This is a genomic window from Streptomyces dysideae, from assembly GCF_001514305.1.
Classification (GTDB): Bacteria; Actinomycetota; Actinomycetes; order Streptomycetales; family Streptomycetaceae; genus Streptomyces; species Streptomyces dysideae.
The window spans coordinates 105,457-129,264 of the sequence record NZ_KQ949107.1 but is presented as its reverse complement, the minus strand read 5'-3'; the positions used below and the strand labels follow the sequence as shown (position 1 = coordinate 129,264).

Genomic DNA, 23,808 nt, shown 5'->3' with positions numbered 1-23,808 from the left:
GTCCGTGTCGGAGGTGATCAGTGAAGCCCTCGTCCGCACCGTGTGCGAGACGGGGCGGCCTCGACTTGGTGACTGCGACACCGGCCGGATCCTGAGTCTGAGCCCTGCTCTCGACAGGAGACGGACCTGCCTCTGGCCGTACCGTGACCTTCATCAGGACCGATCACGGGGAGATCCCCCTCCCGGAACCCTCCGGGTGCGTCGGTCGCACCGACCAGCGCCCCGGCTACTGCGCCGACACCCTCTGCTACGGCACCGACGTCACCCTCACGTTGCACGGGGAGCACATCACCGACGCGTGCCTCGTCCAGGCGCCGTTCTTGAACGTGATCGTGCCGGAGAACTCCGGCCGCCAGCCCGAGGCGTCGGTCTCTCCTCCATCGGCAAGACCTTCGACCTGCCAGCCTGCACGAGCTGGCCGCCGCGCTCGACGGCTACGCCGACCGGCTGCGCGACCTCGCCAACGAACTGGCCGTGCGTCTCGCCGGGGGTGGCAGGTGAGCCGTCGGCCGCACCCCACGCATGACTGAGCGGGCCGCGCTCGCGCAAGCCGCCCGCCGGCCGCCGTGAACGACGGGGCAAGGCCCCCCGGACGAGAGAGGCACTCCGTCTCGGACCGTCTGGCGTCTCGCGCTGACACATGAACACGCTGGACAGGACCGGTCCGGCTTACGCCGGGGGAGGCTGGCCGGACCAGGGCCTTCTACCGTGGCACGGGCACCCGCAGTTCAAGGTCATGATGGGCGCCTCCCATGCGGGCGCGCCGCAACGTCGCACCTGGCGGGGGCCGGAGCACAGAGCATGCTCGTCGAGGGCGCACTCCGGGGTCTTCTCTGGTTCGCTCACGGCCGGTCGGCAACCGGCGTCAGGCTGTGGATCTTGCGGCAGCCCACGCAGGCGAACAGGCCGCGGGCGCCGAATGTGGAACCCCGGTCGTCGAGTTGCACGGGACGGGCCGTGTCGCTGAACCCTTTGTGCCAGCTGCACCAGGCGAACGACCGCGCGGTGTCGATGTCCTGGCTCGTGTCCATGCTTACCGCCTCTTCCTGCGGCAGGGGGAGCAGGTGATGGTTGCGGATCTCAACGTTGCAGTCCGACACCCGCGACAGATCACCGCGCTCGGCGGCCTCGGCGCGCTGATGGGCCAGCGCCTGGCACACGCCGCAGCCGTCCGGGGGAGTGGGTTCGTCGAGCGGGAGGCCGAGGGTGATGGGCGGGTCCATGGTCGTCTTGGGGCTGCTCATGCCCCGAGGCTCTCGGAAGCGTCCTGTTGGGCATCAGGACAGAACCAAGGCAGTTACCGGCGGCGGACCGGACGGTTTCACCAGACGGACTACATCGGCAGGACTACCGTCGAGGGCACGCGAGCGAGGGGACACGGCCATGCCGAAGCAGCGGAACACCACGTTGGATGCGCTGCTCACCGAGTTCGGGTACACCCACCAGCAACTCGCCGACGAGGTCAACCGCATCGCCCTGGACGAGTTCGGTACACCCGCGAACTGCACCGACCGGCACGTACGCCGCTGGATCGCCGGCGAGGTGCGATGGCCGTGGCCCCGGTACCTTCGCCCCCTGCAAGAGATCTTCGGCCGCAGCCCGGAGGCCATGGGATTCGTGTCACGCAAGGCCTCACAGAACGCCACTGTGCCCCCACGGCTAGCGCCTGTCATGCGACACCACACGATGCAGCGCCGTACCTTCATCGCGGGTGCCCTCATCGCCGCTCTTGGCACGGATCAGACACCCCAGCGTGGCCGTCTCGGTATGTCCGACGTCGACCGGTTCCAAGGCGCCACTACCCGCCTCGACGCCCACTTCAACGGCCTCGGAGGCGGTGCACTGGTCGACGTCGCCGCCGACTACCTGTCCCGGCTCCAACGCGCTCTGGACCACTGCACCTACGGCGAGCGCGTCGAGCGAGCAATGCACCGCGCCGTCGCCGAAGTCGCCGCATGCGCCGGCTGGTCCGCGCACGATTGCGGCGACTACGGCCGGGCTGCACAGCTACGCAATCAGGCGCTGCAAGCGGCGCTGTTGGCCCGTGATCCGGTCGCGGTGACCCGGGCGTGGTCCGATCTTGCCGCGCAGGCCGAGCACGCCGGGCGTCCTGCGGAGGCCGCCCGGATCAACCGGGCTGCGCTCGCCGAACGGCACCTTCGCGCCGAGCCGCTGATCACAGCGCTCCTCCACGCCAGGCTGGCCGACTGCCTCGCCCAGATCAACGACCCAAAGGGTATGGGCCGCCACCTCGCCGCGGCCGAACGCATCTACGACCGCGCCGGTACCGTGGGTGCTCCGAGCTGGCTCGCCTTCCTGACCCCGGCGGAGTTGTCCGGACTCGGCGCCATCGCCCACCAGAGCGCTGGCCTGTATGTCCGCGCCGAGGAGCAGACCGCCTGCACCCTCGAACTGCTGGACGATCGGTTCGCCCGGAACCGGACCTACTACACGGTGCTGCTTGCTGAGCTCCAGCTCGCCCAAGGAGCCTCGGACCGGGCCGCTGCCACGGTGGCGGACGTTCAGGTGTCCGGGGTGGCGAGCAGTCGTATCACGGCCCGTCTCGAGCGGGTCACCGCAGCAGCCTCGACAGGGAGGGACGTCCGTGACGATACACGCTGATCTCGACCTCACCCGCTACGAGCACACCGACGCCGCTTCGATCCGGGAACTCCTCCTGGACGTCCACGACGAGGTGTACGAGGGCAGTGAGGATCCGCTCGCCGGGCGCGAGGAGTTCGCGAAGTTCGTCGACCACTGGTCATCGCGTGAGGGTTTCGCGTGTGTGGTCGGCTACGACCAGGGCGAACCGGTTGGCTATGCCTACGGTGCGCCGCTGAGCGCGGCCACGACGTGGTGGGCGAACGTCACGCCGCCCTTGCCGGGGGAGTTCACCGCGGAGCCCGGGTCACGGACGTTTGCCCTGTCGGAGTTGATGGTCCGCGATCGGTGGCGCGGTACCGGCGCGGCCCGCGCGATCCATGACGAGCTGCTGCGCGGCCGTGCCGAGGAGCGGGTGACGCTGCTGGTGCACAAGGAGCACAGCAAGGTGCGTGCCCTGTACGAGGGCTGGGGATACCGCGAGGTGGGCGAGGTGGTGCCGTTCGAGGGCGCACCGGACCTGTGCGCCATGGTGTTGGATCTGCGCTGAAGACGGCAACGCCAGGCTCGCACCAGCCTCGCGCTTTCATGAGATTCACCCCTCGCCGGAACGGGTGCTCGGCCCGCGCATCCAGCACTCGGCCGTGCTCTGGCTACTGGAATGCTTCGGCGGCGGTTTCCAGGGGCCGTTCGTCGCCCTCAGCCCGCGACGATCGACGCCAGCTGGTTGAGACTGTCGATACGCCAGTCCGCCGTCGCGACGACCTCAGGGGCATCCGCCCACAGGTACCCCCACGGGCCCCGTCGGATGTGCGCGACGCGCATACCGGCCGCCTTGGCGGGAAAGACATCGTTGGCCGGATGGTCACCGACGTACACCGTCCTGCCCGGCGCGGCCTCCGCCACCTCCAGCACCCGCCCGAAGAACCCCGGCTGCGGCTTCGCCTCCCCCCAGTCCCCCGACGTGACGACCAGGTCTGCGGGTAGGTCCAGGTCTCGCAGCAACTCGCCGGCGCGGGCCGTCTGGTTCCCGGCGATGATGACGCGGATGCCCAGCTCGCGAAGCGCGGCCAGGGCCGGGCGGACGTCGTCGTACAGGTCGCTCTCGTCGAGGCTCTCGCCGCGGCCTGCGGTCTCGCGAGCGTGGTACTCGGCGGCGACGTCAATGCCGGGGCGGAGCAGGCGCAGTGCTTCCGCGTTGTCCTGGCCGCGGGCGACGACAGCGCCGACAAGAGCGGAGAGTGTGTGACGGGGAACGTTCAGCCAGTCGGCCCAGGCCTCCCAGTACCGGTCGTCCCGGGTGATCGTCTCGCCGACGTCGAACACGATGGTCTCAATCACCCTGGGAGCCTATGGCGTCGTTGCTACGGCCCGGCTGAATGCGGGCTGCCTGACCGGTCGGCCGACGCGGTTGGCGAAGACACCGCACTGCAATCCCTGATCCGCGCGGCTACTTGGCTGGATCTGGTCCTGCGGGACTTCCGGCTCAGATCCCCGCCCCCGTCCGCCGCAGCACGCGCAGGGAGTCCGTCGCCGAGACCTCCGTGAACGCGCCGGAGGTGAGCGCCCTGAGATAGACGCGGTACGGAGCCTGGCCGGTGAACTCGTCCGCCGGGTCCGGGAAGACGTCGTGGATCAGCAGCAGGCCGCCTTCGGCCACATGGGGGGCCCAGCCCTCGTAGTCGCCGGTGGCGTGCTCGTCGGTGTGGCCGCCGTCGATGAAGACGAGGCCGAGGGGAGTGCCCCAGATCTTCGCGACCTGCGGCGAGCGGCCGACCAGTGCTACGACGTGCTCCTCCAGGCCCGCCTTGTGGAGCGTGCGGCGGAACGTGGGCAGCGTGTCCATCAGGCCGATCTCGGGGTCGACCGTCTCGGGGTCGTGGTACTCCCAGCCCGGCTGCTGCTCCTCGCTGCCGCGGTGGTGGTCGACCGTGAGCGCGGTCACGCCGGCCGCGCGGGCCGCGTCGGCGAGCAGGATCGTGGAGCGGCCGCAGTACGTCCCGACCTCCAGCAACGGCAGCCCCAGCCGCCCGGCCTCGACGGCCGTCGCGTACAGGGCGAGGCCCTCGCCCGTGGGCATGAAGCCCTTCGCCGCCTCGAACGCGGCCAGGATCTCGGGCTTGGGGGCCGGGGGCATGCGGGTCCCTTTCGGTCGTACGAGCGTATGGGCGCCCATCGTGCACCACGCCCCCGTCTCGTGAACGACGGGGGCGTGCGGGTCAGGCGGTAACCGTCTCGCCCGGCAACGACAGGTCCAGGTCGACCGCGCTGTCGTCGCCCGCATGCGTCGCCGACGAGGCCAACGGGCCGTGGCCCGTGGCGCGGGCGGCCACGACGTACGCGCCCGGGTCCGGGACGGAGAGGGCATAGCTGCCGTCCTCTCCGGAGACCGTCGCGCCCGCCTGCCGCCCCCGCCGGTCGATCAGCGTCACCTTTGCGCGGGTGACCGGGGCGCCGGCGGAGTCCAGGACGCGGCCGCGGAAGCCGCGCAGTGCCTCCTCGGCGCGTTCCAGGTCGGCGTCCTCCTCGCTGCTCGCGCGCAGTTGAGGCCCCGCCGACGGGCGGCGGCCGGGCAGGAACAGGGCCAGCAGCAGGCCGACGGCGACGGCGGCGGTGGCGATCAGGAAGGAGACGCGGAAGCCGTGCATGGCCGGGACCTCGACGCGTTCACGGTGTTCGCGGTGTTGGCCAGCACCATGCCGATGACGGCGCTGGAGACCGACGTACCGATGGAACGCATCAGCGTGTTGAGGCCGTTCGCCGCGCCCGTCTCCGAGGCGGGGACCGCGCCGACGATCAGTGCGGGCAGGGAGGAGTAGGCGAGGCCGATGCCCGAGGAACAGGGCCCGGGCCCTTGGGGAACGGGCCTAGGCCGAAATCCCGATGCCAGGAGCGTCGGGCGGTTGAGAGCATGACGCCCATGGCCGGAGCCGCTGACGTCACCCGCAGATCCCGTCGCCGTACCGCGCCCGTCACCTGGCTGGTGGTGGCGCTTGCCTGTGCCGGCCAGTTCCTCGTCGTCCTCGACGTGTCGGTCGTCAACGTCGCGCTCCCGTCGATGCGCGCCGACCTCGGCCTGAGCGCACCGGGCCTGCAGTGGGTGGTCAACGCCTACGCCATCGCCTTCGCCGGGTTCATGCTGCTCGGCGGGCGGGCCGGTGACCTCTACGGCCGCAAGCGGATGTTCCTGGTCGGGCTCGGCTTGTTCACGCTGGCCTCGCTCGGCGGCGGACTCGCCCAGGACGACTGGCAGTTGCTGCTCGCCCGCGCCATACAGGGCCTCGGCGCGGCGGTGCTGGCGCCCTCGACGCTGACGATCCTCACCTCGGCGGTGCCGGAGGGTGCGGCCCGGGCGCGGGCCATCGCGACCTGGACGGCCGTCGGCGCGGGCGGTGGCGCCGCGGGCGGCCTCGTCGGCGGTGTCCTGGTGGACCTGCTGTCATGGCGCTGGGTGCTGCTCATCAACGTGCCGGTGGGCGCGGTCGTGCTGGCCGGCGCCACCTGGTTCCTGACGGAGAGCCGCGCCGGGGACGGCCGACGCCTCGACCTGCCGGGCGCGGTCCTGGTGACGGCGGGCCTGGCCACCCTGGCCTACGGCATCTCGCAGACCGAGGCCAAGGGCTGGACGGCGGCCACCGCGGTGCCGCTCGTCGCCGGGCTCGCGCTGATCGGGCTCTTCCTCGCCGCCGAGGCGCGTACGGCGGCCCCGCTGATGCCGCTCGGACTGCTCCGGCTGCGGGCGGTGTCCTCGGCGAACGTGGCGATGTTCCTGTGCGGGTCCGCGATGTTCTGCATGTGGTACTTCATGACCCTGTACACCCAGAACGTCCTCGGCTACACCCCGCTGGAGGCCGGACTCGCCCTGGTCCCGAGCTCCCTGGCCGTCGTCCTCGGCTCGAAGCTCGCGCCGCGCTGCATGCGGGCGATCGGCGCGCGCCATGTCGCGGCCCTGGGCACACTCGTCGCTGCGGTCGGCTTCGGCTGGCAGTCGACGATGAGCGCGACGGGCGGCTATCTGACCGCGATCATGTTCCCCGGGATCCTGATGATGCTGGGCGCGGGCCTGACGGCGACGCCGCTCGCCGCGCTGGCCACGTCCGGGGCGGCGGCGGGGGAGGCCGGGTTGGTCTCCGGGCTGGTGAACACCTCGCGCACGATGGGCGGTTCGCTGGGCCTCGCGGTCTTCTCCACGATCGCGGCGACGCGGTCGGCGGGGAGCGGGACGCCGGAGGCGCTGACGGAGGGGTACGCGCTGGCGTTCCGGGTGGGGGCCGGGGTGCTGGTCGCGGGGGTGGCGCTGATGTGGGTGTGGCTGCCGCGGCGGGCCGCGGTGCCAAAAAATAACTGAGGGGAGAGGCAACGGTCCGGGCGGCCCATGGACTCCTTTAACCATCTAGGAGGTGCGCATGGGGGATCGCAAGCAGGCTCGGGACGGCGAGTTCCAGAGGTTTGTCATCGGCCGCTGGCCGCGGTTGATGCGGACGGCATTTCTCCTCACGGGGGAGCAGCACGCCGCGGAGGACCTGGTCCAGTCGACGCTCGAACAGGTCTATGTGGCCTGGCGCAGGGTCGGCTCGGCCGACGACCCGGAGGCGTACGTACGGCGCGTGATGATCAACGCACACGCCCGCAAGCACCGCAGAAAGCTCAGGGAGTTCCTGGCGCCGAAGGACGACTCCGGCATCGTGCGCGAGATCGCCGACACCGGTGACCGCATCGCCCAGGCCGAGGACCGCAACGCCCTGTTGAAGGCGCTCGCCCAACTGCCCGCGCGGCAGCGGGAGGCGGTGGTCCTGCGGTACTGGGAGGACCTGACCGAGACACAGACGGCGGAGGCGATGGGCTGCTCCGTCGGCGCGGTGAAGAGCAACGCGGCCAAGGGGATCGCGAAACTCCGGGCCATACCGGGTCTGGCCGGGATGGCGACGCAGGGAGGGCGGAAGTGATGAGCGCGGACCGGGAGACGAACCAGAACATGACGAACACGGACATCACCCTCCTGCTGGCCGACGCCGCGGACGAGGTCGAGATCGGTATAGCCCCCTACCAGGCCGTCATGCGCGGCGGGCGCAGGCGCAGGGCCCGGCGCTGGGCGGTGGCCGCGGCGACGGCGCTGGTGCTGGCCGGGTCGTCGGCGACACTGGCGGTGGCCGGGCTGCCGGGCGGGGACGGGAACCGGGGGGCGTCGGTGGCGACGCGGCCGCCGACGGCGACGCCGGGCGTGCTCCTGCCCCAGGACAGGAGTCTGCTGGCGGTCGGAACCGACCAGGGGAGGGAGTGGCAGGTCTCCGTCGACGTGTGGCCGGCGCCGCGCGACGAGTCGCAGGCCCGGGCCTCGCTGAACGCGATGGAGCGGTACGGCGAGACCCCCGTCGACATCGACACGCCCGCCGAACTCGTCGGCAAGATCGCGTACTTCGTGACCCGGGGTGTCGGGGGCACCCTGTTCGCGCCGACGTCGCAGAACGTGGTCACCGAGGCTGACGCCCTGTCGGGGAAGGACATCGAGGCCGTAGCGGTCCCGCTGGAGCCGGGCTCGGACGGACCCCAGCGCCTGGTGGTCGGCCACGTCGCCAAGACCGCTCTGCAAGTGACCTGCATCTGGAAGGACGGCACGACGACCGAGGTCCACAGGGCACGTTCGAGCGACGTCAACAGCGACGAGTTCGTGATCCGGAGCCCCGAAGGGTCCCCGTTCGACTGGTTCGTGTGCCTGGCACCGGAAGGGACGGAGTACGCGTCGGCGAAGGTGACGGGGTAGGAGGCGACGGGGTAGAAGGTGACGGGGTAGGGAGTACGGGCCGGGGCCGCGGGCCGGGAAAGTGCGGTCGGCGCGCCGCGGACTGCCCTCCTGAAGGCCCTCGGACCGGGCGCCGCCGGATTTTCACCCCCGCCCCGGAGTGACGCCACCGGGACCGGGACGCCGGCCCCGCACACGGTGAGCGACGACTTCCAGGGAAGTCCACCATGCAGTGCCTGACCTGGGCTTTCATCGCTCCCGGACCTACGATCGGCGGACTGGGAAAGGGGGACCGGATGGACCGGCACATCCGCACCGTGGACGACGTACTCGCGCTCCTGGACGGCCTGTTCGCACCGGAGGCCGACCGCTGGACGGACCGGGGCTCGCCATGGTGGGACGACTTCTACGCGGACCGTTCCAGACCGGTGCCGTTCTTCGTGGCGAAGCCGGACGAGAACCTGGCCGCCTACCTCGACCGAGGCCTGCTCACCGGCGGCCGCGCCCTGGACCTGGGCTGCGGCCCGGGCCGCAACGCCCTGCACCTGGCCGCGCGGGGCTTCGAGGTGGACGCGGTCGACCTGTCGCCGACGGCGATCGACTGGGCGCGGGAACGGGCGCGCGAGGCGGGAGTCGAAGACGCCGCCCGCTTCCACCGCGGTGACGCCTTCGCCCTCACCGCCACGGAACTGACGGGACCGTACGACCTGGTCTACGACTCCGGCTGCTTCCACCACCTGCCACCGCACCGACGCATCACCTACCTCGCGCTGCTGGACCGGGTCCTGGCCCCCGGCGGCCACTTCGCCCTCACCTGCTTCGCGTCCGGAGCGATGGGCTCGGAACTGCCCGACGCCGAGTTCTACCGACAGCCCGGGCTGCACGGCGGGCTGGCGTACACGGCCGAGTCCCTGCGCCGGATCTTCGGCAATCTGACGGAGCTCGAACTGCGCCGGATGCGGGACGAACCGGAGGAGTCGCCGTGGTTCGGGGAGGGATTTTTGTGGACGGCGGTGTTCCGAAAGGCGCTTGGCGAGGTGTGAGGGGCAAGTCCGGCGCGGTGTGTCGGCGAGCCTGGCGGATGTGACAGAGGCTGACGACGCTGATGACGCCGACGACGGGCCCTACAACCATCCCTGCTGCCGTGCCTCCCGCATCGCCTCCATGCGGTTGCGGGTGCCCGTCTTGCCGATGGCGGAGGAGAGGTAGTTGCGGACCGTGGACTCGGAGAGGTGGAGCTTGGTGGCGATGTCGGCGACGGTCGCGCCATCCGCCGAGGCCCTGAGGACGTCGCACTCACGGGTGGTGAGCGGGTTGGGACCGGCGCTGAGCGCGACCGCGGCGAGCGCCGGGTCGACGACCGTCTCGCCGGTCAGCACCCGGCGGATCGCCTGGGCCAGTTCCTCCACGGGGCCGTCCTTGACGAGGAAACCGGCGGCTCCCGCTTCCATCGCCCGGCGGAGATATCCGGGGCGTCCGAAGGTGGTCAGGATCAGCACCCGGCAGTCGGGTGCCTGGTCGCGCAGCTCGGCGGCGGCGTCGAGGCCGCTCTTTCCGGGGAGTTCGATGTCGAGGAGGGCGACGTCGGGGCGGTGGGTGAGCACGGCGTCCACGATCACGTCCCCGGCCGCCACCTGCGCCACGACCTCGATGTCCGGCTCCATCCCGAGGAGCAGGGCGAGTGCCCCGCGCAGCATTCCCTGGTCCTCGGCGAGCAGAACCCTGATGGACTTGGCGGGTCGGTGGTCCCGGGGCATCTCGTTCACGAGGTCAGCGTATGAGGGGTCGGCCGGGTATGAGCGGGGCGGCGCGACTCCGGGGAGGCCGGTCTCCGGGCCGCGCCACCGGCCACTGTCACGTCAGACCGACGGCGTTGGTGATGAGCGGGCTCACGGTCACAGACATCCGCACGACCGCACCCGTCGCGAGGCCGAGCAGCGGGAAGAAGAGGAGCCAGTTGCCGCCATAGCCCATGCCGAGAGCACAGGTCACCAGGGTCAGCAGCCCCAGGGCCACCCGGGTGGACACCGCGTCCCGCTTCTCCTTCTCGAAGGAGCGGATCGCCACGTAGATGTAGAGGGAGTTGAAGGTCAACAGCCCCATGCCGCCGATCCACGGGTTGGGCGTGTGGCCCTGGACGAGATGGGAGATGGCGCCCATCCCCAGCAGCAGCCAGGGCAGCAGGGCGATGCCCCTGGGCTGCCCGCCCCGGTCGACGGCGGCCCTCGGCCGGCACGAGCCCTTTCCCCACCTGAGCATGTCCACGCTCCCCCCCCGTTCGGACGGTCCGCCTCTCCCGGCGGTATGTCCGTCCGCGTATGAAGGGAGCGTGCCCGCCCGGCAGGTGCGCGTGTACTTGATCCGGCGGGACAAATGTCACGGTCGGCCCGCCGCCCATGTCATCTGACATACCGTCAGGAGTCTTCCCAACTCTCCTGGGCTGGGCTATACAGGGGGTCGCCGTACTGGAACGCGTTCTAGAGCGAGCGGGTTCCGCGGCCCCGTGACGACCTCGGTGCGGCCGACGGTGCGGACGGCCGCACCGGGGTCTTACGACCGTAAGCGACCGTAGGCAGTGCGCATGCGGGAGACGGCAGACGACCGCAGGCGCATCGCATCCCCGCCCTCAGGAGCCCCATGCCCATCGACGCCGCCAAGGCCCTTGCCGCCGAACCCCGTTCCGGCGAGATCACCTGGGACCGCAAGGACGTGCAGCTCTACCACCTCGGCATCGGCGCCGGCGCGAACCCCGACAAGGCCGGCCCCGCCACCGACCCCGACGAACTGCGCTACACCCTGGAGTCCCGGCTGCACGTCCTGCCGAGCTTCGCCACCGTCGCCGGCGCCGGATCGCCCGGCGTGATCAGCGGCCTTGCGATGCCCGGCGTCGACGTCGACCTGGCCCACGTCCTGCACGGCGGGCAGCGCGTCGAGATCCACCGGCCCCTTCCGGTCGCGGGGACCGCCACCGCCACCTCCCGTATCGCCGCCGTCTACGACAAGGGCAAGGCGGCCGTCCTCGTGATGCGCACCGAAGTCGCCGACGCCGACGGCCCGTTGTGGACCAACGATGCACAGATCTTCGTACGGGGCGAGGGGGGATGGGGCGGGGAACGAGGGCCCTCCGCACGCCTCGAACCGCCGACCCGCGAGCCCGACCGGACCGTCGAGCGGCCGATCCGAGAGGACCAGGCCCTGCTCTACCGTCTCTCCGGCGACCTCAACCCCTTGCACGCCGACCCGGAGTTCGCCAAGGTCGCCGGGTTCGACCGGCCGATCCTGCACGGGCTGTGCACCTACGGCATCACCCTCAAGGCCGTCGTCGACACACTGCTCGGCGGCGACGTGAGCCGGGTGCGGTCGTACACCACGCGGTTCGCGGGGGTCGTGTATCCGGGGGAGACGCTGCGCATCCGCATGTGGCGCGGGGGCGGCGGGGTGCAGGTGTCCGTGACCGCCGTCGACCGGGACGACGCGCCCGTCCTCGCCGACACCATCGTCGAACACTCCTGAGCACACGTGACCAACTCCTGAGTCAGACCGCCGCCCGAGGGGAGCCGCACCATGCGCGCAGCCGTACTGCACGAGATCGGCCAGGACAAGCTGGAGGTCCTCGACGACGTCGAGGCGGTGGGCTTCGGCCCCGGCAGGGTGCGGGTCCGGGTGCGGGCCACCGGGCTGTGCCACTCGGACCTGTCCGCGATGGCGGGGGTGCTGCCGCAGCCCGCGCCCTTCGTGCCCGGCCACGAGGGCGCGGGGGAGATCCTCGAAGTCGGGGATGGAGTAAGCCACTTGAAGGCCGGTGACCGGGTCGTCGTCTGCTGGCTTCCCGCATGTGGTGTCTGTCCCGCTTGCAAGCGCGGGCAGACCGAACTGTGTCTCGCCGGGTTCATGAACGCCGGCACCCCCAACTTCCGGCGCCCCGGCGGCAGTCCTTCCGACGTCTTCGGCTTCGCGGGTACCGGCACCTTCGCCGAGGAGGTCGTCGTCGACGCCGGGTGCGCGGTGCCGATCCCGGACGACGTGCCCTTCGACATCGCCGCGCTCATCGGGTGCGGGGTGACCACGGGGCTCGGCGCCGCCCTCAACACCGCTGACGTGGAGGCCGGTTCGTCGGTCGCCGTCATCGGGTGCGGGGGCGTCGGGATCTCCGCGATCCAGGGGGCGCGGCTCAAGGGCGCCGCCGAGATCGTCGCCGTCGACCCGGTCGTGTCGCGGCGTGAGTCCGCGCTCAAGTTCGGTGCCACGCGGGCCGTTTCGCCGGACGAGCTGGCCGACGCCAAGCAGCAGGTCACCGGTGGCGAGGGCTTCGACTACGTCTTCGAGGTCGTCGGCAGGTCGGCCACCGCCCGCACGGCGTACGAGAACACCCGGCGCGGCGGCACCCTCGTCGTGGTCGGCGCGGGCGCCATGGACGACTTCCTCCAGCTCAACATGTTCGAGCTGTTCTTCGACGAGAAGCGGATCCTGCCGTCCATGTACGGCGGCGGTGACGTCCTGCGTTCCTACGAGCGGACCATCGCCCTGTGGCGGGCGGGCCGTATCGACCTGAACGGTCTGATCACCCACCGGGTGCCGCTGACCGAGATCAACGAGGCCCTGGACCAGATGCGCACGGGCGCGGCCCTGCGTACGTGCATCGAGATCTGAGACCCCGAAGAGACCCCGAAAAGAACATCGTGGAGACTCCAAGGACGCTTATGTCACTGCCACTTGACGGACTCACCGCCATCGTCACCGGCGCCGGCCGGGGCCTCGGCCGGGCCGAGGCGCTGGAGCTCGCCCGGCTCGGCGCGGCCGTCGTCGTCAACGACTACGGACAGCCCGGCCGGGACGGTTCCGGTGCGGCCTCCGCCGCTCCCGCCGAGGAGATCGCCGCCGAGATCCGGGCCGCCGGCGGCAAGGCACTCGCCCACACCGGAGACGTCGCCGACTTCCAACAGGCCGAAGAGCTGGTGCAGTTGGCGATCGGCGAGTTCGGCAAGCTCGACATCCTCGTCAACAACGCCGGCATCCTCCGCGACCGCATGGTCTTCTCCATGGCCGAGGAGGAGTGGGACGCGGTGATCCGGGTCCACCTCAAGGGACACTTCAACACCACCCGCTTCGCCGCCGCGCACTGGCGTGAACGGTCCAAGGCGGCGGGCGGGCCGGTGTACGGGCGGATCGTGAACACCTCCTCGGAGGCGTTCCTCGCGGGCTCCGCCGGACAGCCCAACTACGCGGCCGCGAAAGGCGGCATCGTCGGGCTCACCACCTCGACGGCCCTCGCGCTCGCCAAGTACGGCGTGACCGCCAACGCCATCTGCCCGCGCGCCCGCACCCGGATGACCGAGGACGTCTTCGCCGGGCTGGAGCGTCCGGACGGCGGGCTGGATCCCCTCGCGCCCGAGCATGTCGCCCCGCTCGTCGGCTACCTGGCCTCCCCGGCCGCCGCACGGATCAGCGGCCAGCTCCTCGTCGTCCACGGCGGCATGGTGGCGGTCGTCGAACGGCCTCGTGTCCAGGCGAAGTTCGACAGCAAGCAGGACACCTTCACCTACGACGAACTCGACGCGCTGCTCACCCCGCACTACGCGGACCGGCTGCCGGGGGAGACGTTCGGGGCGGTGGAGGTGCTGGGGCTCAAGCGCGCGCAATAAAGCGGGAGACGCGCCCAATGAAGCAGGAGACGCGCCCAACAAAGCAGGAGAAACGGAAACGGCCCCGCCCCCATCAAGAGGGGCGGGGCCGCGCGCGGCCTTGCGTCAGGCTGCCGACTCGGTCTCTTCGACCGGCTTGCGGTGACGGCCGCGGGGGGCCGCCTCGCTGTCGTGGGCCGAGACCGGACCCCGGTGCCGGCCCTGACCGGCGTCCTCCCGGACCTCGGCTCGCGGCTGGGTCGTGCTGGCGTTGCTCATCGGAAAAGGTCACCCCGTCAACATGATCTTTCTAACAGCCGGGCGAGTTTAACCGGCACACCACGGGGCGAATCCAGGCGGCCACGCCAACCGCCACTACTTCGTTACAAGACCCCCCAACGGCGCCTGTTGCAAGGGCATCGGACGGGGTGCGACAGGCTCCGGAGGACCCGGTTCCGCCGGCTCGCGCGGCGTCGGCGGCGACGTGTCGGAGGCCCCGTCCGCCTCCGTGTCCGCCTCCGTCGACGTCGCATCGGGCGCCGCCCGCACAGCCGTACCGTCCCGGACCGGATCCTCCGGACCTGCGTCCCCCGCCTTCCCCGCACCCCCCGCTTCCCCCGTGGGCACCCGCACCTGCGCCACGCCGCACGGCACCTCGGCCGTGGCATACGGCAGACGGAGCACCCCGTCCTCGGTCCACAGGCCCGTGCCCGCCAACCACCCCTCGGGCGCCGGGAGATGACGTACCTGCCGCTCGGCCGGCCGCCATACGCAGACCCAGCTGCCGACCGGCCCGTCGATGCGCAGCGCCACCCGGCAGCTCTCCGGCGTCAGCACCTGCCCCGGCTGGATCGCGAACGGCGTCACCGTGCAGCCCGGCACCCGCAGGCACTCCGGGAACCGCACCGGCAGCGTGCTGCCCAGCACCCCCCAGCCCAGCCGGTCCCGCCCCGGCGACGGTGCGTCGGAGCGGATGACCAGCAGCCCGCTGTCGGGGGCGGCGAGCAGCAGCCGGTCGTCGCTGTCCGCGGCGATCTGCAGCAGCGGCGACACCTCGCCGCCCCGCTCCAGATCGACCACGACGGTCTTCGTCCGCCCCCCGACCTCCCGGTCCAGCGCCAGCATCCGCCCCGTACGGTCCAGCCACACCCCACCCGAGCAGCGCCCCGGCAACTCCGCGACATGCTCGGGCCCGAAGGCACCGCCCGCCACCAGCCACACCGTGCTCGACCGCCGGCCCACGGCGAGGGCGTACGCCCGGTCGCCGCCCGGCGCCGGCGGCAGCATCCGCAGCCGGGTGCCCTCGTCCGGGCACTCGACCGCGCCCAGCAGCAGCTGACCCGTGCCCGGGCCGGTCGGATAGAGCAGCGAGAAGACGTGCCGTCCGTCCGTCGGGCGCCGGATCAGGACCCGCCCGTCGCCCATCGGCTGCACCTCGGTGCCGGGCTCCTCCGGCTGGTTGCCGGGCAGCGGCACGGCATACGGCTCGGGGCCGTCCAGCGTCCAGCGCTCCGGGAACCAGGAGTCGCCGTCCAGCGCGAGCCGGGCGGCGTAGGCGCCGTCCGCGGTGATGGTGCAGCCCGGCCGCGGCGCCTCGTCGTCCTCGTCCGCCGCCGTGGGCTCGATCGCACGGGCCGTCATCGTCTGGTCACCTCCGGCCACGAAGCTAGTTTTCGCACGCACAGACGGGGGACCGGCATGCTTCCGCTTCACACATAAGGGTGGCCAAGTAACGATTCGCCTGAGGAAACGGGGGCGGATGTGCTGGGCGGGGCCGACGACGGCCGGGCGGCCCCGGCATCGGTTCAGCCGCACAGAACCTCCAGGTAGCCTTTCCCCGTGCCCCGTCTGTCTGAAGTCATCGCCGCGCTGGAGAACCTGTGGCCCGCCGCGCGGGCCGAGTCCTGGGACGCGGTCGGCACCGTCGTGGGCGACCCCGACCAGGGCGTCTCCCGGGTGCTGTTCGCCGTCGACCCGGTCCAGGAGATCGTGGACGAGGCGGTGAAGCTGGGCGCCGACCTGCTGGTCACCCACCACCCGCTCTACCTCCGCGGTACGACGACGGTCGCGGCCTCCACCTTCAAGGGCCGGGTCGTCCACACGCTGATCAAGCACGACATCGCCCTGCACGTCGCCCACACGAACGCCGACCGGGCCGACCCGGGCGTCAGCGACGCGCTGGCCGGGGCCCTGGACCTGCGTGTCGTAGGCCCCCTCGTGCCGGACCCCACCGATCCCGACGGCCGGCGCGGCCTCGGCCGGATCTGCGAACTCGACCACCCCCTCACCGTCCGCGAACTCGCCGCCCGCGCCGCCGAACGGCTGCCCGCGACCGCGCAGGGCATCCGGGTGGCGGGCGACCCCGAGGCCGTCGTCCGCACGGTCGCCGTCAGCGGCGGCTCGGGCGACAGCCTGTTCGACGACGTCCGCGCGGCCGGCGTGGACGCCTTCCTCACCGCGGACCTGCGCCACCATCCGGTGTCCGAGTTCGTCGCGGACCGCGCCCACAGTCCCCTCGCGCTGCTCGACGCGGCGCACTGGGCCACCGAATGGCCCTGGTGCGAGCTGGCCGCCGCCCAGCTCGACGAGATTTCCGACCGCGCGGGATGGGACCTCCGGGTCCACGTCTCGAAGACGGTCACCGACCCCTGGACCGCCCATGCGGCGTCCACCACCGTTTCTGACCCACTGGGAGCCCCCAACTGAACGCCGAGCCTGCCGACCAGATCCGCCTCCTCGACGTCCAGGACCTCGACGTACGCCTGCAGCAGCTCGCGCACAAGCGAAGGTCCCTGCCCGAGCACGCCGAGATCGAGTCGCTGACCAAGGACCTCACCCAGCTGCGCGACCTGCTCGTGGCCGCGCAGACCGAGGAGAGCGACACCGCCCGCGAGCAGACCAAGGCGGAGCAGGACGTGGACCAGGTGCGTCAGCGCGCCGCCCGCGACCAGCAGCGCCTGGACTCCGGTGCGATCACCTCCCCGAAGGACCTGGAGAACCTCCAGCACGAGATCGCCTCCCTCGCCAAGCGCCAGGGCGACCTCGAGGACATCGTCCTGGAGGTCATGGAGCGCCGGGAGTCCGCGCAGGAGCGGGCCGCCGAACTGACCGAGCGGGTCGGCTCCGTACAGGGGAAGATCGACGACGCGACGTCCCGCCGGGACGCGGCCTACGAGGCGCTGGACGGCGAGGCCGCGACGGCGACGAAGGAGCGCGAGGTCATCGCGGGCGCGATCCCCGCGGACCTGCTCAAGCTGTACGACAAGCTGCGCGCGCAGCAGGGCGGCGTCGGTGCGGCGAAGCTGTACCAGCGGACCTGCCAGGGCTGCCGCCAGGAGCTGTCGATCACCGACATCAACGAGATCCGCAAGGCCCCGGCGGACACGGTCGTCCGCTGCGAGAACTGTCGTCGCATTCTGGTGCGTACGTCCGAGTCGGGTCTGTAGGGGCTAGGGGATTTCTGCCGTGCGGGAGTTCATCGTCGAGGCCGACGGCGGGTCACGGGGCAACCCGGGGCCCGCGGGCTACGGATCCGTGGTCATCGACGCGGCGACCGGGGAGACCCTGGCCGAGGCGGCCGAGTACATCGGCGTCGCCACGAACAACGTCGCCGAGTACCGGGGCCTGCTGGCCGGCCTGCGCGCCGCCCGCGAACTGGACCCGACGGCCACGGTCCACGTCCGGATGGACTCCAAGCTCGTCGTCGAGCAGATGTCGGGCCGCTGGAAGATCAAACACCCCGACATGAAGCCGCTCGCCACGGAGGCGGCCCGGGTCCTCCCGGCCACCCAGGTGACGTACGAGTGGATCCCCCGCGAGCAGAACAAGCACGCGGACCGCCTGGCCAACGAGGCGATGGACGCGGGCAAGCGGGGCGAACAGTGGTCGGCGTCGACATCGACGGCCGAACTGGCCACGTCCGCCGCGAGGACCGCGGCCCCTGAACCGTCCGGTCCCCCGGGGGACGCGGCGGCGGGAGCGGCTCGGGCGCGGGCGGCGCTGGCGGGGGGCCGGGGGGTGGCGGCTCGCGGGGCGGCTGATTCGGCGCAGGCGCCGGTTCCGTCGTCGACTGCGGCTGCTTTGGCGGACCCGTCGGCGGCTGCGGCGGCGTCAGCTTCGGTGGAACCGTCGTCTGCGGCTGCTCCTGCTGCGGCCGGTTCCTCGTTGTCCGGGGCTGCCTCTGCTCCTGCTGCGGCTGGTTCCCCGTCGTCCGTCGGCGTTCCCGCTGAGGGCGGTCCAGCGTCGTCCGCCGCCTCTCCCGCTCCCGCTTCCTCCGGCGGCTCCTCTCCCCACGGCACCGCATCTCCCCACGGCACCGCGTCCCACCGGGCAGCGGCGCGCACCGAGGCCGGCGGGGTCGCGAAGGTGCAGGCCGATGCTCGGGCCGCCCGTGCCGTGGCCACCCCCTCCGCCGGGTGGGCCGCCGCCGACATGGGGGCGCCCGCGACCTTCGTGCTGCTGCGGCACGGTGAGACCCCGTTGACTCCGCAGAAGCGTTTCTCGGGGAGTGGCGGCACCGACCCGTCCCTGTCCGACGTGGGCCGGGGGCAGGCCGAGCGGGTCGCCGCCGCACTCGCCCGGCGTGGGACCATCCAGGACGTCGTCGCCTCGCCTCTCGCCCGTACCCGCGAGACCGCAGGCATCGTCGCCGCCCGCCTCGGGCTCGGGGTGACCGTCGACGACGGGCTGCGGGAGACCGACTTCGGTGCCTGGGAAGGGCTCACCTTCGGTGAGGTCCGCGAGCGTTACCCCGACGACCTGACCAGGTGGCTGGCCGACCCGGAGGCCGAACCCACCGGCGGTGGCGAGAGCTTCGCGGCGACCGCGACCCGTATCGCCGCCACCCGGGACAAGCTGATCGCGGCGTACACGGGCCGCACGGTCCTGCTCGTCACGCACGTCACCCCGATCAAGACGTTCGTACGCCTAGCCCTCGGCGCCCCGCCCGAGTCCCTGTTCCGCATGGAACTCTCGGCCGCGTCCCTCTCGGTCGTGGCGTACTACGCGGACGGCAACGCGAGCGTACGGCTCCTCAACGACACGTCGCCCCTGCGCTGAGCGCCACCGCCGCCCGCGCCAGCCGCTCCACCCGCCCCCAGTCCCGCGCCGCCACCGCGTCCGCGGGAATCATCCAACTCCCGCCCACACAGCCGACGTTGGGTAGGGCGAGATACTCGGGCGCGTTGTCGGGGCCGATCCCGCCCGTCGGGCAGAAGCGTGCCTGCGGCAGCGGCCCCGCCAGCGACTTCAGGTACGCCGTACCGCCCGCCGCCTGCGCCGGGAAGAACTTCATCTCCCGCACCCCGCGCTCCAGCAGCGCCACGACCTCCGACGTCGTCGACACCCCCGGCAGGAACGGCACCCCGGACGCCCGCATCGCCGCCAGCAGTACGTCCGTCCAGCCCGGAGTGACCAGAAAACGCGCCCCCGCCGCCACGGACTCCGTCACCTGCCCCGGTGTGATCACCGTGCCCGCGCCGACCACCGCCTCCGGCACGGCCCCGGCGATCGCCCGCACCGCGTCGAGCGCTGCCGGCGTCCGCAACGTCACCTCGATCACCGGCAGCCCACCGGCGACCAGCGCCCGCGCGAGCGGCACGGCATCCGCGGGGTCATCGAGGACGACGACCGGCACGACCGGCGCGAGATCCAGCACGGAGGCAGGGGAAGAGGAGGGCATGGCACCATCGTGCCCATGTCACACAACATGCGCAAAGGTAATTGCATATGCTGCAACGCCCCGTGAGACCTCCAGGCGAGCTCAGTGAACCTCCGTCACCAGCACATCCAGCGACCACGCCTGCCCCGCCTTCACCGGCGCCTGCGCCTCCACCACGTACCCGAGCTCCCGCAGCGCCTCCACCAGCTCCGCCGGCCCCTCGGGAGCGGTCCCGGCCGACAGCAGGCTGCGTACGATCCGGCCCTTCGTCGCCTTGTTGAAGTGGCTGACGACCTTCCGCGTCGGCGCGTGCAGCACCCGCACCGTCGCCGTCCGCCCGGCCACCTCACCCTTCGGTTTCCACGCGGCGGCGTACGCCGAGGACCGCAGGTCAAGCACCAGCCCGTCCCCGGCCACCTCGGGCAGCGCCGACGCCATCGGCGTACGCCAGTGCGCGCCCAGCGCCCCGAGCCCCGGCAGCCGTACTCCCATCGAGCAGCGGTACGAGGGGATCCGGTCCGTCACCCGGACCGCCCCCCACAGCCCGGAGAACACCAGCAGCCACCGGGCGGCCCGCTTCTTCGCGGCCGCGTCCAGCGACGCCAGGTCGAGGGCGTCGTACAGCACACCGGTGTAGATCTCCCCGGCGGGCCGGGCGCCGGCCGTCGGCAGTCCGGCGTTCTTGGCGACCTCGCCCCGCAGCCCCTCACTCAGCCCGAGCACCTCGCGCGCCTTGTCCTCATCGCCGGCACACAGCTCGACGAGCTCGCCGAGAACGGCCTCACGGGCGTCGGTGAGCCCCGGCAGCGACAGCGACTCCAGCTTCAACGGGGCGCCACGACCGGAGGATGCCTTCCCCTCGGAGGGCGGCAGCAGGACAAGCACGGAAGATCTCCTTCTGTTTCGGCTCGTGCGACAGCGTACGGCGTGCCACCCGCAGCTCCCCGCCCTCAGGGCCTGCCCGGCGGATCATGCCGGAGACGCGGGGCCTGGCACGCACATCTGCCGCGTTGTCGTCACTCGCCGACTCCCCCACTCTCGACTTCGCTCGAGCGGGAGGGACCCCCATCGCGTCGACTCCCTCCTCCGCCTTGCAGCTGCACGCTCCCCCACTCTCGACTTCGCTCGAGCGGGAGGGACCCCCATCGCGTCGACTCCCTCCTCCGCCTTGCAGCTGCACGCTCCCCCACTCTCGGCTTCGCTCGAGCGGGGGGACCCCCATCGCCCCCGCTCACCTGCACTGATCAGACACCGTCGTTTTCCTCCGGCCTGATCCGCCGGGCAGGCCCTACGCTCGCTGTATGCCCCGCCGCCACATCCGCGTGACCGGCGCCCCCGAAGCCCCCCTCCGGGCCGCCCTCTCCGCGCTGCGTACCGAACTCGGCGTCTCCGCGAGCTTCCCGCCCGAGGTGCTGGCCGAGGCTCAGCGGCCCGCGCGGACGCCTGCCGTGCCGCCCTACGACGCCACCGACATCCCCTTCTTCACCATCGACCCGCCCACCTCCGCCGACCTCGACCAGGCGATGCACCTGTCCCGGCAGGGCACCGGCTACCGCGTCCGGTACGCCATCGCCGACGTCGCCGCCTTCGTCGTACCGTCGGGCGCGCTGGACGCGGAGGCGCACCGGCGGGTGATGACCCTCTACTTCCCCGACGAGAAGGTCCCCCTCCACCCCGCGCAGCTCGGCGAGGGCGCCGCCGGCCTGCTGCCGGACCAGACCAGGCCGGCCGCCCTGTGGACCGTCGACCTGGACGAGGACGGCCGGACGCTCGCCTTCGACGTCCGCCGGGCGCTCGTCCGCAGCCGGGCCAAGCTGGACTACGCGGCCGTACAGAAGCGGATCGACGACAAGACGGCGGAAGAGCCGCTCGCGCTGCTGAAGGAGATCGGGGAGCTGCGGGAAAAGCTGGAGGTGGACCGGGGCGGGATCTCGCTCCACGTGCCCGAGCAGGAGATCGTCGAACGGGACCACAGCTACCAGCTGACCTTCCGCGCCCCGCACCCGGCCGCGGGCTGGAACGCCCAGATCTCCCTGCTCACCGGCATGGCCGCCGCCGACCTGATGCTCGCGTACGGCACCGGCGTCCTGCGCACCCTCCCCGCCGCGCCGGACGGCGCCGTCGGCCGACTGCGCCGTACCGCCCACGCCCTGCACATCGACTGGCCGCACCACGTCTCGTACGCGGCACTGGTCCGCTCCCTGGACCCGCACCGCCCGCACCACGCGGCCTTCCTCCAGGAGTGCACGACCCTGCTGCGCGGCGCCGGCTACACCGTCTTCCGGGACGGCGTGCTCCCCGACATCACCACCCACTCCGCCGTGGCCGCCCCCTACGCCCACTGCACGGCCCCCCTGCGCCGCCTCGCCGACCGCTACACCGCCGAGCTCTGCCTGGCGGCCGCCGCGGGCACCGACCCGCCCGACTGGGTGCTCGCCGCGCTCGACGCCCTCCCGGCCCGGATGGCCGAGGGCGCGCGGCGTGCGGGGACGGTGGAGCGGGAGTGCGTCGACATCGTGGAGGCGGCGCTGCTGAAGGACCGGGTGGGTGAGCTCTTCGACGGGTGTGTGGTGGACGTGGAGGAGCGTCGGCCCGCCGTGGGGACGGTTCAGCTGGAGACACCGGCGGTCATCGGCCGGATCGAGGGCGACGGTCCGCTGCCGCTGGGGGAGCGGCTGCGGGTGCGGCTCACGCAGGCAGGTCCTCCGGGGACGACGAAAGTGCGTTTCGCGCCCGCGTGAGTTCGTGTACGAGGTGGTCGGCGTCGTCGGCGTGGAAGCGGACGACGCCGATGTCCCGTCGGCGGCCGAGAAAGGTGAAGTGGATGACTGGCTCGGCCAATTGCACGGTCACGGTGGTCTGAGCACCCACGGCGAGATCGAGTTCACCGTCGGCACGCTCGTGCGTCATACGCAGCTCGCGCCGGACGGAGGCGATCGTCTCCAGCGGTATGCGCAGATCGACGTGCGCGGCCCGGCGGATCCGCAGCGTGCCGGAGTCCAGCACATGCGGTCGTACGACGGAGGCCGCGTGCTGGCCGACGACGATCACGACGCCGTACACGTCCAGCAGGAACACCACCGCGTGCAGGGTCGGCAGGTCCCGCAGCAGTACGGACATCCCCACCGTCTCCACCACGCACACGAACGCGAACCCGAACATCACGGCGCCCTGCCCGTGCGTGTACCCGAAGGCCAGCCCGCCGCCCGTCGTCCCGTGCTGCCGCCGGGCGATCCACAACCCCAGGCTCGCGAACAGCCGCAACTCGTGCCAGAACAGGCGGCGCACGGTGTTCACGGCCGCTCCTCGGTGAGAATCCGCAGCGTACGGCGGATGACCTCCGCCTGGGCCGGCGCGAAGTCCGCGTACAGGGCGCGCAGGAAGCTGTCGTCGTCGCCGTTGATGTCCACGCCGTCCGGCAGCATCTCGCGGGGCAGGCCGTCGGCGAGCGCACGGGCGGCCTCGTCCACGCGCGGGTCGGCCGGGTCGGCGTCGGCGAGCTCGTCGAGCAGGGCGTAGACGGCGAGGGCCCGCTGCACGCCGTCCGGCGTCCCGAGGGCGCCGTTCAGCATGGCCGCCATCTGCTCCCGCACCTCCGGCGGAGCCGTGGAGTCGATCAGCGCGAGGATCTCGCGGTCCTTCACGGCCATCGGCGAGTCGGCCACGACATGGCCCATGTCCCGGAACAGGGCGGCCAGTTGGGGCGACACGGGCCCCTCGGCGGTCAGCCCGCCGTCCTCCTCGTCCAGCAGCGCCCGCAACCGGGTCCGCCGCTCCCGGATCGCCGCCTCCTGCCGGGCGAGATCCTCGTCCAGCTCGGTGAGCACCTCGGCGAGATCCTTCCCGGCATCCTCGGCGAGCACGTCCCGCACCTCCGCGAGCCCCAGCCTCAGCTCGGTGAGCCGCCGGATCCGGGCGAGCACGACGGCATGCCGGAGCGTGTAGTCCCGGTACCCGTTGGCCCGCCGCTCCGGCTCCGGGAGCAGGCCCTGATGGTGGTAGTGCCGCACGGTCCGCGTGGTGACGCCGACGGTGGCGGCGAGTTCTCCGATCCGCATGGGATCAGTAGAGACGTTGTCGTCGCGGCAGGGTCAAGCGGGCGGTTCGCCGCCTGACGGGGGCGTTGATGGTGTGCCACGATCGAGGGAACGGTTCCCGATCTCACGGACAGGTGGTCCGGCGATGGC

The 23,808-nt window shown here is 72.0% G+C and carries 24 protein-coding genes and 2 pseudogenes; 14 read left to right on the top strand and 12 right to left on the bottom strand.

Annotated features, from left to right (window positions below):
* Positions 1–143: 143 nt before the first annotated feature.
* Positions 144–530: a DUF6907 domain-containing protein gene (locus tag AQJ91_RS58545; RefSeq protein WP_407696984.1), complete on the top strand. Its 387-nt coding sequence runs from the start codon at positions 144–146 to the stop codon at positions 528–530.
* 312 nt (positions 531–842) lie between these two features.
* On the opposite strand, the gene AQJ91_RS56530 is transcribed toward AQJ91_RS58545, so the two are convergent.
* On the bottom strand, positions 843–1,244 hold the full coding sequence (locus AQJ91_RS56530; protein ID WP_234383272.1) for a hypothetical protein: 402 nt from the start codon (positions 1,242–1,244) through the stop codon (positions 843–845).
* 139 nt (positions 1,245–1,383) lie between these two features.
* On the opposite strand from AQJ91_RS56530, the gene AQJ91_RS56525 reads away from it, so the two are divergent.
* On the top strand, positions 1,384–2,622 hold the full coding sequence (locus tag AQJ91_RS56525; RefSeq protein WP_234383270.1) for an NsdA family TPR-like regulatory protein: 1,239 nt from the start codon (positions 1,384–1,386) through the stop codon (positions 2,620–2,622).
* A complete protein-coding gene (locus AQJ91_RS37300; RefSeq protein ID WP_234383269.1) occupies positions 2,606–3,151 on the top strand; it encodes a GNAT family N-acetyltransferase in 546 nt (181 codons plus the stop codon). The genes AQJ91_RS56525 and AQJ91_RS37300 overlap by 17 nt, the downstream gene beginning before the upstream one ends.
* 149 nt (positions 3,152–3,300) lie before the next feature.
* On the opposite strand, the gene AQJ91_RS37295 is transcribed toward AQJ91_RS37300, so the two are convergent.
* The 3 genes and pseudogenes from AQJ91_RS37295 to AQJ91_RS37285 all read right to left on the bottom strand — a co-directional run.
* Positions 3,301–3,942: an HAD family hydrolase gene (locus AQJ91_RS37295; protein ID WP_067030806.1), complete on the bottom strand. Its 642-nt coding sequence runs from the start codon at positions 3,940–3,942 to the stop codon at positions 3,301–3,303.
* Between the two features lie 145 nt (positions 3,943–4,087).
* Positions 4,088–4,738, bottom strand: coding sequence for a class I SAM-dependent methyltransferase (locus AQJ91_RS37290; protein WP_067030803.1), 651 nt, complete (start codon positions 4,736–4,738; stop codon positions 4,088–4,090).
* An 82-nt stretch (positions 4,739–4,820) separates the two neighbouring features.
* Positions 4,821–5,437: pseudogene (locus tag AQJ91_RS37285) on the bottom strand (MFS transporter); the annotation flags it as partial.
* 84 nt (positions 5,438–5,521) lie between these two features.
* Here AQJ91_RS37285 and AQJ91_RS37280 point away from each other — a divergent pair.
* The 4 genes from AQJ91_RS37280 to AQJ91_RS37265 all read left to right on the top strand — a co-directional run bounded on the left by AQJ91_RS37280 (position 5,522) and on the right by AQJ91_RS37265 (position 9,384).
* Complete coding sequence (locus tag AQJ91_RS37280) at positions 5,522–6,949, top strand: MFS transporter (protein ID WP_234383268.1); 1,428 nt, start codon at positions 5,522–5,524, stop codon at positions 6,947–6,949.
* Positions 6,950–7,007: 58 nt separating this feature from the next.
* Positions 7,008–7,547, top strand: a complete 540-nt coding sequence (locus tag AQJ91_RS37275; RefSeq protein WP_067030797.1) for a SigE family RNA polymerase sigma factor — start codon at positions 7,008–7,010, stop codon at positions 7,545–7,547.
* Positions 7,547–8,362 carry a hypothetical protein gene (locus AQJ91_RS37270; RefSeq protein ID WP_107122636.1) on the top strand — a complete coding sequence of 272 codons (816 nt, stop codon included), beginning with the start codon at positions 7,547–7,549 and terminating at the stop codon, positions 8,360–8,362. Before AQJ91_RS37275 ends, AQJ91_RS37270 begins: the two co-directional genes overlap by 1 nt.
* Before the next feature lie 275 nt (positions 8,363–8,637).
* Entirely contained in the window at positions 8,638–9,384 is a 747-nt protein-coding gene (locus AQJ91_RS37265) for a class I SAM-dependent methyltransferase (protein ID WP_067030861.1), read from the top strand.
* An 81-nt stretch (positions 9,385–9,465) separates the two neighbouring features.
* Here AQJ91_RS37265 and AQJ91_RS37260 read toward each other — a convergent pair whose 3' ends face one another.
* Positions 9,466–10,098: a response regulator transcription factor gene (locus AQJ91_RS37260; RefSeq protein WP_067030858.1), complete on the bottom strand. Its 633-nt coding sequence runs from the start codon at positions 10,096–10,098 to the stop codon at positions 9,466–9,468.
* Positions 10,099–10,246: 148 nt separating this feature from the next.
* Positions 10,247–10,549: pseudogene (locus AQJ91_RS37255) on the bottom strand (sensor histidine kinase); the annotation flags it as partial.
* Between the two features lie 429 nt (positions 10,550–10,978).
* Between AQJ91_RS37255 and AQJ91_RS37250 the strand changes: the two are divergent.
* Genes AQJ91_RS37250 through AQJ91_RS37240 form a run of 3 tightly spaced genes read left to right on the top strand, consistent with a single transcriptional unit; the run spans position 10,979 to position 13,983 of the window.
* Complete coding sequence (locus tag AQJ91_RS37250) at positions 10,979–11,854, top strand: MaoC/PaaZ C-terminal domain-containing protein (protein WP_067030788.1); 876 nt, start codon at positions 10,979–10,981, stop codon at positions 11,852–11,854.
* A gap of 51 nt (positions 11,855–11,905) precedes the next feature.
* Positions 11,906–12,991: a Zn-dependent alcohol dehydrogenase gene (locus AQJ91_RS37245; protein WP_067030785.1), complete on the top strand. Its 1,086-nt coding sequence runs from the start codon at positions 11,906–11,908 to the stop codon at positions 12,989–12,991.
* A gap of 50 nt (positions 12,992–13,041) precedes the next feature.
* Positions 13,042–13,983, top strand: a complete 942-nt coding sequence (locus AQJ91_RS37240) for a 3-oxoacyl-ACP reductase (protein WP_067030782.1) — start codon at positions 13,042–13,044, stop codon at positions 13,981–13,983.
* A gap of 105 nt (positions 13,984–14,088) precedes the next feature.
* Here the strand turns inward: AQJ91_RS37240 and AQJ91_RS54790 are convergent, their stop codons facing one another.
* Positions 14,089–14,241 (bottom strand): hypothetical protein, encoded by a 153-nt coding sequence (locus tag AQJ91_RS54790; RefSeq protein WP_199848121.1) that lies wholly within the window; start codon positions 14,239–14,241, stop codon positions 14,089–14,091.
* Positions 14,242–14,337: 96 nt separating this feature from the next.
* Positions 14,338–15,603, bottom strand: a complete 1,266-nt coding sequence (locus AQJ91_RS37235; protein ID WP_067030779.1) for a hypothetical protein — start codon at positions 15,601–15,603, stop codon at positions 14,338–14,340.
* 198 nt (positions 15,604–15,801) lie between these two features.
* Here AQJ91_RS37235 and AQJ91_RS37230 point away from each other — a divergent pair, with 198 nt between their 5' ends.
* From AQJ91_RS37230 to AQJ91_RS37220, 3 genes are read left to right on the top strand one after another with little or no spacing between them, the layout of a single operon-like run.
* On the top strand, positions 15,802–16,668 hold the full coding sequence (locus AQJ91_RS37230) for a Nif3-like dinuclear metal center hexameric protein (protein WP_067030775.1): 867 nt from the start codon (positions 15,802–15,804) through the stop codon (positions 16,666–16,668).
* Positions 16,665–17,408 carry a zinc ribbon domain-containing protein gene (locus AQJ91_RS37225; RefSeq protein ID WP_079085510.1) on the top strand — a complete coding sequence of 248 codons (744 nt, stop codon included), beginning with the start codon at positions 16,665–16,667 and terminating at the stop codon, positions 17,406–17,408. Before AQJ91_RS37230 ends, AQJ91_RS37225 begins: the two co-directional genes overlap by 4 nt.
* Before the next feature lie 19 nt (positions 17,409–17,427).
* Complete coding sequence (locus tag AQJ91_RS37220) at positions 17,428–19,020, top strand: bifunctional RNase H/acid phosphatase (RefSeq protein ID WP_067030768.1); 1,593 nt, start codon at positions 17,428–17,430, stop codon at positions 19,018–19,020.
* Here the strand turns inward: AQJ91_RS37220 and eda are convergent.
* On the bottom strand, positions 18,995–19,642 hold the full coding sequence (eda, locus tag AQJ91_RS37215; protein ID WP_067030765.1) for a bifunctional 4-hydroxy-2-oxoglutarate aldolase/2-dehydro-3-deoxy-phosphogluconate aldolase: 648 nt from the start codon (positions 19,640–19,642) through the stop codon (positions 18,995–18,997). The two genes, AQJ91_RS37220 and eda, sit on opposite strands and share 26 nt — an antisense overlap.
* Positions 19,643–19,723: 81 nt before the next feature.
* A complete protein-coding gene (yaaA, locus tag AQJ91_RS37210) occupies positions 19,724–20,506 on the bottom strand; it encodes a peroxide stress protein YaaA (RefSeq protein ID WP_067030762.1) in 783 nt (260 codons plus the stop codon).
* A gap of 416 nt (positions 20,507–20,922) precedes the next feature.
* Here yaaA and AQJ91_RS37205 point away from each other — a divergent pair, with 416 nt between their 5' ends.
* Entirely contained in the window at positions 20,923–22,362 is a 1,440-nt protein-coding gene (locus tag AQJ91_RS37205) for an RNB domain-containing ribonuclease (RefSeq protein WP_067030759.1), read from the top strand.
* On the opposite strand, the gene AQJ91_RS37200 is transcribed toward AQJ91_RS37205, so the two are convergent.
* Together AQJ91_RS37200 and AQJ91_RS37195 are read right to left on the bottom strand one after the other, a co-directional pair.
* Positions 22,310–22,918, bottom strand: a complete 609-nt coding sequence (locus tag AQJ91_RS37200) for a hypothetical protein (protein WP_067030756.1) — start codon at positions 22,916–22,918, stop codon at positions 22,310–22,312. The genes AQJ91_RS37205 and AQJ91_RS37200 overlap by 53 nt on opposite strands.
* Positions 22,915–23,679 carry a MerR family transcriptional regulator gene (locus tag AQJ91_RS37195; RefSeq protein WP_067030752.1) on the bottom strand — a complete coding sequence of 255 codons (765 nt, stop codon included), beginning with the start codon at positions 23,677–23,679 and terminating at the stop codon, positions 22,915–22,917. The genes AQJ91_RS37200 and AQJ91_RS37195 overlap by 4 nt, the downstream gene beginning before the upstream one ends.
* Between the last annotated feature and the right edge of the window lie 129 nt (positions 23,680–23,808).